2 protein-coding genes are annotated in these 16,002 nt (G+C 66.4%); both read left to right on the top strand.

Translation table 11 applies throughout. The features are described from left to right. Positions 1–15: 15 nt before the first annotated feature. A complete protein-coding gene (locus tag AAAB35_RS21965; protein WP_340670405.1) occupies positions 16–7,146 on the top strand; it encodes a toxin TcdB middle/C-terminal domain-containing protein in 7,131 nt (2,376 codons plus the stop codon). Between the two features lie 26 nt (positions 7,147–7,172). Further along, positions 7,173–16,002: neuraminidase-like domain-containing protein (locus AAAB35_RS21970; protein ID WP_340670406.1), on the top strand; the 8,830-nt coding region annotated here is incomplete at its 3' end.

A 16,002-nucleotide genomic window follows, 5' to 3' on the forward strand; every position in this document is an offset into this window, starting at 1 on the left:
ACACTGGTTCGGTCAATGACCCTCGAGCATTCAGGCGGCGACGCGCCCGATGGGCCGAGCTACAGTTACCTTCGTGCGATCACGCAGTCCGGCCATCGGCGCAAGGGCGGCGGCTACCTGAAACGGAACCTCCCCAGGCTCGAGTTCGGATACAGCGCAGCAAAGGTCAGCGACACGGTCGGAACGATCGATCCCGAGAGCCTCGAGAACCTGCCGGCGGGCATCGACGGCGGCGTCTATCAATGGGTCGACCTCGACGGCGACGGCGTCGCCGGCATCCTCACCGAACAGGCCGGCCAGTGGTACTACAAGCGCAACCTGAGCCCGTTGTACGACGGCGAAGGGCGATTGGGTCCAGTCGAGCAGGTCGCAGATCGGCCGGGGGTGGGGCTGAGCGAGGGGGTGCTCGTCGACCTTTCCGGCGACGGCCAGCTCGATTTGCTGGTCATGGAGGGGCCGGCGCCCGGAATATATGAACGCGAAAGGGACGGCTGGGGGCCGTACCGACCATTCGCCGACCGCCTCAATCGCGACCTGAATGACCCAGAATTGCGCTTCATCGACCTCGATGGCAACGGGCGCTTCGACCTGATGCTAGCCGGCGACGATCGGCTGATATGGCATGCGGCCCTGGGGGGAGGCGAAGCCGGGTTCGGCGAGGGCCGGTCGGTCGGCCTGCCGCTCGACGAAGAAAACGGACCGCGGCTCCTGCGGGCCAGCAACGACGCGGCGATCCATCTCGCCGACATGACCGGCGATGGGCTGGCCGACTTGGTAAGGGTCACGGCGCGCGAGGTCTGCTACTGGCCCAATCTCGGCTACGGCCGCTTTGGACCCAAGGTAACGATGGACCGCGCCCCGGACCTCGGCCGCGAGGGCTCGTTTGATCCTCGCCGGATCGTGCTCGCCGATATCGACGGATCCGGGACCAGCGATATCATCCACCTTTGCCTCGAAGGCCCACGCCTCTACTTCAACCTCTCGGGCAACGGCTGGAGCAAGGAAGGCACGGATGTCCCGGGCCTGCGGGTCGACGACGCCGTGTCGGTCGCGCCGATCGACCTGTTCGGCAACGGCACGGTGTGCCTCGTCTGGTCGTCGCCGCTCCTCGGCGAGGCCAGTGGGCCGCTGCGCTACGTCGACCTCATGGGCGGAACCAAACCGCACCTGCTCACCCGCATCACCAACAACCTCGGCGCCGAGACGACGATCCGGTACGCCTCCTCATCGCGCTTCTATGTCAAGGACCTGGCGGCCGGACGGCCCTGGATCACCAGCCTTCCCTTCCCGGTGAATGTCGTCGATCGGGTCGAGACGCGCGATCGGGTGAGCGATAGCCTGTTCGTTTCCACCTACGCTTACCGGGACGGCTTCTTCGATGGCACCGAGCGCGAGTTTCGCGGTTTTGGAATGGTGGAGCAGTGGGACACCGAGCAATTCGCGACGCTTACTGCAAACGGGGTGCTTCACGCCGCCAACGAGGAAGCGGCATCGCATGTGCCGCCGGTTCACACCAAGACATGGTTCCACACCGGAGCGTGGCTCGAGACCCAGGGCGCACCAGAGCTGTTCACGAGCCTGCTGTCCGCCGTCGACAAGGGGGCGTGGTATGCGGAGCCGGGGCTAGGTCCTGAGGAAACCGCAGACCTGCTGCCGCCGGAACCGGAGTTGCCCGAGGGCCTGGACCTCGCTGAGCGCGCGGAGGCGGCGCGTGCGCTCAAGGGCATGATGCTGCGGCGGGAGGTCTATGCCGACGACGGATCCCAGCGCGAGGGCGTGCCGTACGAGGTGACCACCACCACGTTTGCCGTCCGATGCGTACAGCCGCGTGGCGCCAATCGGCACGCAGTCTTCATGGTGCATGCCGAGGAGTCTCTGAACCTCCATTACGAGCGCAACGCGTCCGATCCCCGGACGAGCCAGGAACTCACGTTGGAGGTCGACGACTACGGCAACGTGCTCAAATCGTGCACTGTCGCCTACGGCCGGCGCGCCGAAATACGGGCAGCAGGGCCGGGTGGGCAGTTCCAGCGCATCCCGAACCCGGGACGCCAGGGGCTCGAAGCATGGGATTGGGCGAGGCAGACGACGACGCTGGTTTCCTATGGCGAGGATCGCCTGACTGCGCCGGTCGATGATGCGGATACCTACCGCGCGCCGGTGGCATACGAAGCGCTCAGCTACGAACTCACGGGCTTTACCGGGACCGGACGCGGTGGCCGCTTCCGCACGGCCGATTTCGTGGAACCCAATGCATCGCCAGGTGCGCCGCGCTTCAGTCGCCTGCCCGTCGCCAGCACCCCGCTCGACTATCTGGAACGACCGTCGGCGGGTCGACAACGCAGGCTGATCGAGCATGTTCGGACGCTGTTCAGGAGCAACGATCTGAGCGGATTCAGCGCGCTCGGCACAATGGGGAGGCAGGGGCTCGTCGCCGAAAGCTACCAGCTTGCCATGACGCCCAAGCTGCTCGCCGCCGCGCTCATTCGAAAGGGTGACGGCCAGCCCGACGAGAACCTGCTGCCCGACCCTGCTGCAATCCTCGTCGGAACGGGGAGCGACCGCGGCGGCTACGTGCTGAGCACGACGCTCAAGGCAGACGGCAGGTTTCCGGCAACCGATGCGGACGGTTGCTTCTGGCGGCCTTCGGGAAGGAACTTCCTGTCGCCTCTCGGGGAAGCGTCGCCGGCGGCGGAACTGGCCTTCGCGCGATCGCATTTCTTCCTCCCCTACCGGTCAGTGGATCCATTCGGGGCGACTTCGCAGGTCAGTTATGACGAGTTCGACCTGATGTCGGTTCGGTCCGAGGACGCGGTCGGCAATGTCATCGAGGCAGCGTGCGACTACCGCGTCCTGCAGCCGACGCTGCTGAGCGACCCCAACGGCAACCGCAGCGCCGCACGGTTCGACGCACTCGGATTTGTCGTCGGCACCGCGGTGATGGGCAAGGCGGATGCAATCGACCCCGAGGGCGACAGCTTCGAGGACTTCGCCGACGATCCCGATCCCGAGGATGTCGCCGATCTCTTCGCCGCGAACGATCCCGCTCCGCTGGCCGCGGCGTTGCTCGGATCTGCAACGACGCGGCTGGTGCACGACTTCACGCAGGTGCCGCCAGCAACGGTGGCGCTGGCGCGCGAGACCCACGTCTCCGAGCTTGCGGGTGGCGCACCGTCACGGCTGCGGCTGACCTTCTCCTACTCGGACGGTTTTGGGCGCGAGGTGGGCCACAAGATGCAAGCCGAGCCGGGTGTTGTGCCGCACCGCGATGCCGATGGTCACATCCAGATCGGTCCTGACGGATTGCCCGTCATGGGCGACGAGACGGTGGGCCCGCGCTGGGTGAGCAGCGGTTGGACGATCTTCAACAACAAGGGCTCGGCGGTCCGCAGTTACGAGTCCTGGTTCACCGACACGCACCGCTTCGAGCCCGGCGTGCCAGTCGGCGTCAGCGCGATTGCTCTCTACGACCCGCTGCAGCGAGTGGTGGGAGTGATCAACCCCGACCACAGCTGGACCAAGACCGTATTCGACGCCTGGAGCAGGTACGACTTCGACGCCATCGACACCCTGACGCTGGGAGGGGCCACGGGCCCCGCCGGGGACGCCGATCTTGCCGGATACGTCGCCCACCTGCCGGCAAATGCCTACTTGCCGACCTGGCATGGCCTGCGCACGACACCCGAGCATGCGGCGGCGTTCGCGGCACGGTATTCGGATCCCGACGAAAGGGTGCGGCAGACGGAAGCGGCGGGCCGGTCGGCAGCGCTGGTGGGAACGCCATTGCGCACCCACAGCGATGTGCTTGGACGAGGTTTTCTCGCCGTCGCCGACAACGGACCCGATCCGGCTGCGGCGAACGGTCCGCACCGCCTGCTGCCGGGTCGGGTGGAGCTCGACATCGAAGGCAACGTCATCACCGTGCGGGACGCGCTGACGCGGTTCAAGGACGCCGCCGGCAACGAGGTCGTCCTCCCGCTCGGCCGGGTCATCCAGACGGCCCTCCACGACCTGCTCGGCGACCGGCTGTGCGAAGAGAGCATGGACGCGGGGCGCCGCTTCACGCTGCCCGACGTCAGCGGCATGCCAATTCGCGCGTGGGACGATCGTGGCCATGTGTTTCGCATGGCCTATGATGCGCTGCGCCGGCCGATCCGGAGCCATGTTGCAGGAACAGTCGCCGGCGCTCCACAGCAGGAAGTCCTCGTCGAGCGCGTGGTCTATGGCGAGGGGCATCCTGAGGCGAAGGCACGTAACCTCCGTGGCCGCACATGGCTGCGCCTCGACCAGGCGGGTGCGGCCATCGCCGAGCAGCACGACTTCAAGGGTAACCAGCTTGCCGCCGGCCGCAGCCTGACGAGCGGCACGCAGTATCGGGGCAACGTGGATTGGTCGGGGCTGCCCGATGCGCCGGCCGCGATCGAGGCGGCCCTTGCGGGGCGGCTTGAGCCCGTGAGGTGGCGGACCCGCAACCGGTTCGACGCCGTCGACCGGCCGATCCAACTGATCCTGCCGCACCGTGACGTCGCGGGCGCCTCGATCAGCATCGTCCAGCCCTCCTACAACGAAGCGAGCCTCGTCGATACGATCGGCGTCTGGCTCGACCGGGCGGCGATCCCCGACGACCTGCTGCCGGTCGCGACGGCCACCCTCGTTCCGGTCAGTGCGGTTGACTACGACGCCAAGGGGCGGAGGGTCAGCGTTGCGTATGGCTGCGGGGCCGGGGCGGGCGCGACGGGCGTCGTCACCAGCTATCGCTACGACCCGCTGACGTTTAGCCTCCAACGGCTGACCACGCGGCGAGACGCCGTCGCGTTCCCGGGCGATGCACCCGCCAACCCGCCGGCCGGATGGCCAGGCAAGGACCTGCAGGACCTGAGCTTTGCCTACGATCCCGTCGGCAACATCGCCCAGGTGATCGACCGGGCGCAGCAGACGATCTTTTTCGGCAACCGCCGCGTCGAGCCGAGCGCGCGCTACGAATACGATGCGCTGTACCGGATCGTGTCGGCGACCGGCCGCGAGCATCTGGGGCAGACCGCGGGCATCGCCAATCCGCCCGCGCCTCACCGCTACGAGGATTCGGGGCGCGTCGTTGTCGGCGCCGGAAGCTTTGCGACCACCGACGGCACCGCGATGGGCGCCTATACCGAGCGCTACACCTACGACGATGCGGGAAACCTGCTCAGCATGCAACATGCGGGCAGCAATCCCGTCCACCCCGGCTGGACGCGGACCTACTCGTACCGGGAGGCGAGCAGGCTCAGGGAGGGAGGAAGTTGGATCCCCTCGAACCGGCTGACCGCCAGTGCCGTAGGCGGTGGGGCCGAGCCGATTACCTACGACGGCCACGGCAACATGCTCTCGATGCCGCAGCTGGGGACCATGTCATGGGACTATATCGATCAACTGGCGATGACGGCCAGGCGGAAGGTCGACGATGACGACGAAGCGGGCGAACTCAGAGCCGGGGAGCGCACGTACTACGTCTACGACGCGTTCGGCGAGCGGGTGCGCAAGGTCACCGAACGGCCGGACGGTAGCCTCAAGGACGAGCGCATATATATGGGCGTGGCAGAGCTGTTCGTTCAGCATGCCGGCGTGCGAGCCGGGCTCGAGCGCGAAACGCTCCATATAGAGGACGACCAGGGCCGGGTCGCATTTATCGAGACGCGCAACGCAATCGACGACGGATCGCCCAAGCGCCTCGTGCGCTACCAGTTCCACAACCACCTTGGATCGGCGAGCCTCGAGCTCGATGAAGCCGCGCGGATCATTTCCTACGAAGAGTACACTCCCTATGGCAGCACTTCCTACCAGGCGGTGCGCGGACGTGGCGACGCGCCCAAGCGGTATCGCTTTACCGGCAAGGAGCGCGACGAGGAAAGCGGGCTCTACTACAGCGGCGCCCGCTACTATGCGCCGTGGCTGGCGCGTTGGACGAGCTGCGATCCGATAGGCCTTGGCGACGGGCCCAACATCTACATCTACGCCAGATGCCGGCCGGTCATTCTCATCGATCCCGACGGGACCGAGTCGGTCGATCCTCGGCAGCAAAAATACAATGCCGCGCTACAGCAGGCGCGGGCGCGAGGATTTGCTGCCACCCGCGGCGGCGCCTTCCAGAGCTATCAACTCAAGGGCGGACCTAAGGGCGGTGCGAAAGGGGCGGGCAGCGGCAAGGGTGGCGGCGTCAGCGCGCCGGCGCACCAGGGGGTCAAGGGCGGCACCGCTGATAGCGGCGGGGCGGAGGCCAAGGGCACCGACCCAGTCGACCGACCCGGCGATCCGGCCGGAACGGCCGATGTATCGCAACCGGGCACGACCAAAGGCGGCGAAGGCAAGGCCACCGGCGGATCGGGTTATGTCGAGCTCGGCGGGCCAGGCACAAGCGGCGTCGGCGGCACCGGCAAGGGGCCGCAGGATCCCAATGCCGTGCCGCTGACTGAGATGGACTACACCACGCAGTTTGCCGGCCTGATCTCGGCGCCGCTGCTCGGCCAGGACGAAGCGGCGGAATCCGTCTCGGGCGGCATCCCCGAGGGCCGTGGCCCGAAATCGGGGGCGAGCGCTGCGGGCCAGGCGCTGTACCTTGCCGTGAATCTCTTCTTCACCTTCGCCAGCGGGCTCGTCGAGTCCGGGATGCGCAAGGCGTGGGCGGCGCTGAAGCCCTACGCGAAATGGGCACTGAAGGCACCGGTGTTCATGTTCATGGGTGCGGGCGGAGCCGGTGGACTGCCCAAGGCGCCAAAAACCCCCAAGGCTCCAGCGACTCCAAAAGCAAAAACTCCAAAGGTCCCCAATCCTGATGGCCGATTGGGCAAGCCGGAAGTCCGGGCACAGAACGAGGCGATCGCCGACGACTTCATCTCCCATGACTACAAGCTGAAGGGGGGAGGCAACCGAATGCCGGAAGTCCGCTTCCCTGGGCCTGACGGGGGAAACACAGGGTCCGTCTTTGCCGACGTTACAGTGCAGTCCGCGACGGACAAAGTTCATATCCAGACAGTCGACACTATTCGTGGAGGCAAGAGCTGGGTTCCTGACAAACGTGAAATGAGCAACGCCGGACGACTGCTGAAGAATGACCGCAACGCCGGCATAATACTTGTAGGAAAGTCACCTGTCAGACTGAAGTACAAATAAATCCGGGAAGTCGGGGGTCCGCTGAAATGTCCGTACCGCTCTTTGCCCTTGCAACGCTGCTCATCGGTTCGATCGGCCTCGCCGTCAGTCGCCTGCACGTCCTGCTGCGCAAGCTCGGGTACTCCGAGATTCCCAACGACGAGGCAGAGGAGTCGAGCTACGGGCCCGGCACCAGGGCAATGGTCAGGCGCCTGCAGGAGGAGCTCAACATTGCCGCCCCTAACCCGGGGGAGGTCGACGCGGCGACCGCCCAGGCGGTCAATCTGCTGCTGTTTGAGCAGCGCATATTCTATCGGGTCGCGGGGCGGGTCGTCGACCCCGAGGGCCGGCCGATCGCGGGGCTGGCCGTTCGGGTCACCGATGGCGACAACCTCGCCGGCATCTGGTGCGCAGAAGCTGTCACCAATGCCGACGGCGCCTATCAGGCCTTCTACGATCCGACCTGGTACACCGGCGGCTGGGACGGGATTGTCATGGCGAAGGATTTCGTCGACCCCGTCGTCTCTGCCCATGCTCGCGATGGCCATGAACTGGCGCGCAGCGATCGCCACGAACATGCGGAAGACCTCCGCGTCGATCTAGAGGTCGAGCGGCCGGTAGTGAGGCCGGATGGCGAGCAGGACGGCTTCCGGGTTCGCGGCACCGTCGTCGACCGGGATGGTCGTCCCCTCGAGGGTATCAGGCTCGAGATTTTCGATCGCGACATTGGCACATTCCGCGATCACCTCGGCACGGTGGAAACCGATCCTGAGGGAGCCTTCGAGCTGCGCTACAGCGCTGAAGCGTTCGCGGCCGAAGACGCCGAGACGCCTGCAGGAAAGAGTGCCGACCTCATCTTCGTGCTGTACCGTGGCGAAGAACCGATCGAAGACCACGAGATCGTAAGGCTGCCGGTGAGCGCGGGTGGTTTCATCAGCAGCCCAGTTCCCGTTCCCGAGGATGAGAAGAGCCTCGGCATCGTCGCACGCCTGGACGAACTGGTGCGGATCCGTGCGTCGGGACTGCGCGCCGGCGGGCAATCGGAGTTCGACCGGCTGATCGCGGCCCTGGCTCCGCTCACGGAGCGGGTTCCGCTCGTCGGATTCGACGAGGCCAAGAGCCGCGACGTCACCTTTGCGGCACGCGAGGTCGGCGAAAGCGTCGAGCGGGTTGCCGATCTCGTGCTTGCTCACCGTCTGGTGGGGGACCGCTTCGACAACGTCCCAGCCGCGGCGTTCTATGGCCTTGCACGGCACCTCGGGGCGCGCGATGCGCGGGCCTTCGCGACGCACTCGGTGGCGGAACTGGCAACGACGCTGCAGGCCGCCATCGAAGCCCTGACCATTCCCGGCCTCGATGATCCGGCAGAACTTGCAGCCAGGCTGCATGGCGCCGCGGTCAAGGCCGCGATCCGTGACGTGAACGCCGGGGCGTCGGGATCGATCGACGAGGTGATTGCGGCCGTCATCGAGGATCCCGACAAGCGCGTGACGCTGATCGCCAACGCCCGCAACGCGGCGACGGGCGCCCAGTTCTGGTCTGAGCTCAGCGCGAGCAATCCGGACTTCGATGTCGAAGACCTCAAGTACACCCTGCAGCTCGGAACGCTGACCGCGAACAACAAGGCGCTCGTGGCGGCGCTCAAGGCGGAGGCCCCGACCGCAAGGTCGGTACGCGAGCTGGCGCTCAACGTGGGACGGGAGCGCATCGCCGCGCTTGTTGCGGAGGTTGGAGGTGTGCCGGGCGGAGGGGACAATGCGGAAGCGATCTATGTCAGTGAGATCGCCGGGCTGATGGAGTCGGCACACCCGACCGCCGTTGTTGCGCGGCTTGCGGAAAACTGGTCGGAGCAGGATCGCGCCGCCGTCCCTGCCAGCACGGTTGCCCTGTTAAATGCCGCCGTTCGCAAGACCACGTTCGATCTCGTTTCGGACGATTTCGACGAGCTCGTCGCAAGCAATGATGAGGTCCTGTTCGAGGGGATGAACGATGGCGTCGAGAAGGAAGCGGCCATCGAGGGCGTGCGGCGCATCGCGCGGCTGTTCAAGGTGAGTGCTGATCCCGGCATCCTCGGTAAGCTGACCCTGGCGCGGTCGAGCAACGGCCTGCCGTTCCACGGCGCACTCGACATCGCCCGGTACAGCAAGAGCGCCTTCGTCGGCCAGATTCCAGGCGTCACCGAAGGGGACTCGGTGCTGCTCTCCTACGTGCACGACCGGTCTCGGGCGATTGCCGATACGGTCGCCAATCTGGTCGTGGGCGGCTACCAGGACGAGAACGACGTCCTGCCCGCGGGCGCGTTCGACATGCTCTCCCTGACGGAGGCCGAAGGCGATCCACCAGCGGAGGAAGAAGGGGAGGGCGAAGGTGGTGCCGGCGCGGTGGTCACGCCCGTCGTCGACTGGAACCAGATGTTCGGCGGCGCTGAGATGTGTGACTGCGACGACTGCCGCTCGGTGACGGGACCGGCGGCTTATCTCGTCGACCTGTTCGAGTTCCTCGACAAGCGCTGCCTTCCCAACGCCGCAGGGGTCACGCCCCTCGACGTGCTCATCGGCCACCCGAACAAGTCGCTCACGCTTGGCGGACCTCCCGGCATCGTCGGCCGCAGGCCGGATCTCGCCCACATCAAGCTGACCTGCGAGAACACGAACACCACCATTCCGACCATCGATCTCATCAACGAGATCCTCGAGACCTTGGTGGCAAGCGGCGGCGATGTGCCGCTCAAGTCCTACGAGTCCTCCCCCGGGGTGACAGGTGCAGAACTTTCGGCTGCGCCGGAGAACGTCTCGGCCGACGCCTATGCGGTGCTGGGTGGGGCGGTCTTTCCCATGTCGCTACCCTATGATCGCCTGCTCGTGACGGCCCGCATCCAGCTCAAGCACGGGGGGACGAGCCGGGCCGAGGTCATCGACCTTTTTGCGACCGCAGACGCCGCGGCAAAGCAGGCGGCGTGGACGGCAGAGTTCCTCGGCCTCTTCCGCGGCGACTACGAGATCCTGACCGGAAAGACCTTTGCCGGCGTCGACGCGCCCGTCGCCACCGCTGACCTCTTCGGTGGCGGCGCCAGCTGGGTGGATCGGGTCGCGAACGTCCGTGCCCTGCTCAAGGCATTCGAGATCAGCTTCGTGCAATTGGTCGAACTGGTGCGAACACGCTTCGTCGGCGGCGAGGTGCCAACCGGCAATGCGTCCGAACTGATGTCGCGCATCTTCCTTGATGTCGACCAGCTCAAGGCGATCCGGGCGCCCGGCTTCGTGCTGGCGCCAGACAGCGAGGAGGCGAAGGCCCTGGCGCTGGGCGGCCTGACGCTGGCCGAGGTCCAGTCCTGGCTCGATGCGCGGGCCGATCGTCTGTCGACGACCATCGTGCTGCAGCCGCCAATCGGGTGCAGTCCTGACGAGATGTGGTTGCGGCACCTCGACGCCAGCCTGTTGGCCGAGGAGGCCGAATGGCTCGCGCTCCACCGTTTCGTCCGGCTCGCCAAGCGAATGCAGGTCAGCTTTTCGGACCTCGACGTGCTGTTGAGCGCGGTGGGCGGCAGCGCGCGCCCGACATTCACGGCGGACCTTCTCGATCACCTCGCCAGGCTGGGCCAGCTCAAGGCGATGCTCGATGTGCCGTGGCCAGTGGCGGCGAGTCTGGTGGCCGACATCTCGACCCACGGCACGGCATCGCTCTACGACACGCTGTTTCCGCCCCTGGGTCTCGCCCGTATCCATCCGGAGTTCCGCCGCGGACCGGAGGGAGCCCCGCTCACGGTGGATCGACCTGTCGCCGACGGATACGCCGGCCTTGGGGCGGTGCTGTCGATGTCGGTGGACAAGCTCGCCGGCCTCGCGACCGCGCTTGGGGTCGCAAAGCTCACTATTGGCAGCGCGTCCGCGATCCATCGCGCAGCGGTCCTCGCAAAGGCGCTCGCCATCGAACCCGTCGAGCTCGGGAAGCTGGTGACGGCGACCGGTGGGGTCAAACTCACCGATACCGCGGCACTCACTCCGGACGTGGTGCTTTCTCTTGTGGCCCGGGTGAAGCGGTTGCGGACGATCGGAGGGACCTCCGATATCCTCGACCTTCTCGCCAACCGCCCGTCAAAGGCTGGACGGAGCGACGAAGCCATTACGGCCCTCCGTTCCGGGCTCAATGAGCTGCTCGATCCGCTGCACCAGCTCGACGATGCCGACCGCCGGGAGGAGGCGGATCGCGCGACCGCGGGCAGTCCTTTCTCCGACGAGGAGATCGCCGCCCGCAAAGCCGCAGGCGAAGTCCGGCGGCGCAGCGCGGTGCTGACCTATGTAAGCGGCGCCTTCGATCTTTCGGCGCAAGTCGTTAGCCGGCTTCTGGTGGATGCAACGGTCGACGGCGCGCCGCGGCCTGCATTGCTGCGCGTCGACGACGCACCGGCAATTTCGCTGCTTGCCGCACGGCGAGCCGAGGGCGCCGATGTCGGGCCCGTTGTCACGCTGCTGCACGGCCTTGACCGGATTGCAGTCGTGGTGCTGGCGGCCGATCTCGACGCCGCGGGCTTCCTGCTTTCGGTCGGCGATGCCGCCGTGCTGCCGGTTTCGGCCATTGCCACCATTCCCGGCGGAGCAGCCGAGACCGCAGCAATTGCGGCAGCGCTCGAAGCGTTGCCGGCGCTGGTCAGGCTCGCCACCGAAACCCGGCGGCCTGCGGCATTCGCGGCGGCCGTTCGCGCGCTCGCCAACAGGGGCTGGGTGGACGCGACGTTCGCAGCGGTTGCGAGCTGGCTCGATCGCAGCGCGGAGCTGGTCGCAGCGGTGCCGCGTGCGGGGGTGGCCGCCCTTGACGATGCCCAGGCGCGCAAGGCGCCGGTGGCCGCCCTCGACGCGCTCGGCCAGCGCCTCAGGGTGATGCAGCGGGTGCCGATGCCGGTCGCCGACCTCGTCGCCCTGACAACCGATCCGGTCACGCCGCAGGCGCTCAAGAGCCTCACCTCGGGCGTGTCGTCGCGTCACGCGCGTTCGAGCTGGCTCGACCTATCGCGCCAGCTTTCCGATCCGATCCGCCAGCAGAGCCGCGACGCGCTCGTCGCCTTCCTGCTCCAGCGCGAGGGGTTGGGCAGCGCCGAGGAGCTGTTCGACCTGCTCTATATCGACCCGGGTATCAACCCATTCGTGCTGACCGCACGCATCCGGCAGGCGATGTTTGCGGTCCAGATCTACGTGGTTCGCTGCCTCATGGGTTTCGAGCGCGCCAGCGGCGTCGAGCCGGAGCAGATCGACGTCGAGGAATGGAAGACGATCTCGCGCCAGCCGGTCTGGGCGGCGCGCTGCAAGACCCTTACCAATCCTGAGGACCTGCTCGAGCCGTCATGGCGGGACAACAAGTCGCCTGCGTTCAAGACCTTCGAGTCGACGGTGGGGCAGGGTGACGTCACTCCCGTCAACGCCGAGATGGCGTACCGCACCCTGCTCAGCGAATTCAGCATGGTCTCGGCCCTCGAGGTCATGGGCACCTACCTGCAGGAGACCTTCGAAGGCCGCGAGGCGCTCTACTTCAAGTCGGTTCTCCACGTAGTGGGGCGCTCGCGCGGCGGGGCCGTCCGTAAGTATTTCTACCGGCGGCTTAACCGCTATCAGCATCACGAGGAGTGGACCAACTGGGAGCCGATAGAAGTCGAGATCGAGGGCATCGATCCGGACCGCCAGGAGGCCCGCGACGGCAACTCGGGGGCACCGCAGGAGGCCGGCGTACATGTCCTGCCGGTGGCATGGAGGGGACAGGTCTATCTGTTCTGGCCCACTTTCCGCCGGAAGGTCGATCAGCCCCCGCCGCAACAGGTCGACCTCAAGGTGACGCCCACGCGGTCAAACAAGTACTGGGACGTCAAGCTCAACTGGACGACCCGGCAACCTAGTGGCTGGGCCCCGCCCCAGCAGTCCTCGGTGCTGTTCGAGACCTGGTGGTACAAGTCGGACGAGGTCCCTCTCGAGTGGGACGACGATGGGATCGTCGACTACTGGGGTGCTGCCGTTCCACACACGCCTCGCAATCCCGACCCCTCGCAGTTCGTCCTCAAGGCGAACCCCAAGGGCGAAACGCTCGATCTCATCCTCGCCACACGGTCGGGCGCCACCGGTCCCATGGGGCGGGCCTGGTTCACGCTTGCGCGCACCGGTGAAATGACGGTGTTTGGCGGCGATGGCGGCGGGATGGGCGGCGACCACTTCCGCATGCTCGGCAGTTCGAAGGCCAGCGCGTCGTTCATGGGGTTCCGCGCCCGCGGCGACATCAAGGTCGTCGCCACGGCGAAGAAGCCCGACGGCGAGAAGCTCTTCTCGACCAGCGAAGACATGCGGTTCACGACGCTCAACCAGTTCTACCAGGCGCAGTTCAACGCGCCGATGTTCCTCGATCTCGATGGACGCTCGTATCTGGCGCAGCCGAGCCTGGGCTCCGGCACCATCTACGAGCAGGTCACCGAACCCGAGTTCAAGCCGGACCTGGGAATCCAGACCAAGCCTTGGGATCTCGCCGTGGTCGCGCCGCTGGTGGCCTCCTCCAGCAAGCCTGTCAAGAATCCCTGGGTTGCCGCGATGGTCAGCGACTTCACGCCGCTCTACTTCGCCGAGACGGCAGCTAAGCCCGATGCCCCGATCTGGGCGGACACGGTGAGCATCGACAAAATCGGCTACCTCGGACCGACTTTCCGGGCGGTCGACGTGCCGGCGCTGAACCTGTCGGTGACACCGTTCCACCACCCGTTCGCCGACGAGTTCGTCGAAGTGGTGCGGCGCGACGGCCTCCCGGCGCTGCTCACGCCGGGGATGCAGAAAGGCACCGTGCCTGCCAACCGTACCTTCAGCAAGACGGCGAGCCCCAACAAGGAACGGGTAACGGCCCCCGCATCCGAAGGCATGGATTTCGCGCAGTCTACGCCCTACGGCAACTACAACTGGGAACTCTTCTTCCATGCTCCCGTGACACTCGTGACCAAGCTCGCAGAGAACGGCCAGCACGAGGCCGCCATCGAACTGCTGCACCAGTCGATCTACACGCCCTTCGCAACCGACCCCGAGGGCTGCTGGCGCTTCGAGGGTCTGCGCAACATCGACGGCACGCGCCTCGAGACGATGCTCTCGTACCTGTCGCTGCCCGATGGCGATCCGCGCAAGCAGAACGTGCTGGCTCAGATCGATGCCATGCGGCTGCATCCCTTCCAGGCGCACCGCATCGCCCGGCTCAGGCCGCTTGCCTACCGCAAGTGGGTGGTTGCGCTCGATGTAAAGCTGCATGTCGCGGCCGGCGACAAACTGCTGTCGGCCTTCACCCCGGAAAGCGTGAACCAGGCGTTTCCGTTCTACCTGATCGCCGCGCGTGAGATGGGCAAGAAGCCCGAGACGATACCGCAACGCGCGACGCTACCGGCGATGAGCTATGCCGAACTCAGGCCCAACCTCAATGCCATGGGCAACGTCATGTTCGCGCTCGAGAGTAAGCTGGGCAGCGCGGTCGGGAGCTCGGCAGGCGGGGGCGACGCTGCTTCAACCGGTGTCCTGCAGCGCGGCGCCATCGGCTATTTCGGCATTCCGCGTAACGACAAGCTGCTCGCCCTCTGGGATCTCGTCGCCGACCGGCTGTACAAGGTTCGCAACGGCATGAACATCGAGGGCGTGCAGATACAGCTGCCGCTCTATTCCCCCCAGGTCGATCCGGCGCTGTTTGCCGAAGCGGTGGCGGCCGGAGTCGACATTTCGTTGGTCTATTCCGCTATCACCCAGCCGCTTCCGCGCCAGCGCTACGCGGTGATGCGGCAACGGGCGGCGGAGCTCACCGCTGCGGTGATCAGGCTGGGCGAGCTGCTGCTTTCGACACGCGAGCGGCGCGATGTCGAGGATCTCGCCCGCAAGCGCGCTACCCACGAAAAGGCAATGAGCGACCTGATGACGGAGATGCGCAAGCGTCAGGTCGAGGAGGCAGAGGCGGAGCGCGACGTGGCACAGCATGAGGAGGACTCGCTGCGCGAGCGCTGGTACCACTTTGCTGACCTCCTAGGCGAGCGACCGGAGCAAGCGCTGTTCTTCGTGCCATTCCAGGTGCGGCCCGCGCGCTCGCTGACTCTCGTCGACGCCGACAAGATCAAGTTCGAGTCCCTTTCGGTGATCCCAGACCTCGCCAAGGTCGGGGCCTTCCTGGGCGCCGGTGCGCCGGGGCTGTTCCTCGCCGCAGCGGACGAAAGCGTCTCGGGCATCCGGCAGCTTTCCGCCGGCAAGGTGCTGCAGGAAGAGCAGATGGAGCTCGAGTCGGGGTTCGAGGCGGTGAAGGCGACATTCGATGCGTCGCTGCTCGACACCCTTGCCGCGGTGCTCGGCATCATTCCGAATTTCGAGGCGGCGGCAAAGCCGCTCGGCGCGGGCGTCGGGGTGTCGATCGGCGGCGCGTTCTTTGCTGCTGCCGCCTCTGCCAAGGCCCGCAACAAGAAGGCCGCGGCGGAGATGTACACGTTCCTCGCAGGAGTGCATCGCAAACAGGCCGAGCTGGTTCTGCGCGAGCGGACCTGGACGCAGGAGTTGAACGAGGCGGCCCTGGGGGTGCTGCAGGCGCGCCGGCGGGTTGTGGTGCGCGACATCCAGGTTGACCTTGCCCAGAAGGCTCTCAAGGCGCAGGAGGCGGAGGCCGAGCACGCTGCGAACATCGAAACCTACCTTAAGGACAAGTTCTCCTCGACCGAGCTCTACGAGTGGGCGGCGAAACGGCTGGGGACGCTGTACAAGCAGGCGTTCACGCTGGCGCTCGAAACGGCGCAGATGACCGAGGCCAGCTATCGGGCAGAGCGAGACGAACCGCAAACGCCGTTCACACGGATGGCCCCTCCGGCCGACGCCCGGGAGGAACTGGTCGCCGGCCACG

It is taken from the genome of Phyllobacterium sp., assembly GCF_037994425.1.
Classification (GTDB): domain Bacteria; phylum Pseudomonadota; class Alphaproteobacteria; order Rhizobiales; family Rhizobiaceae; genus Phyllobacterium.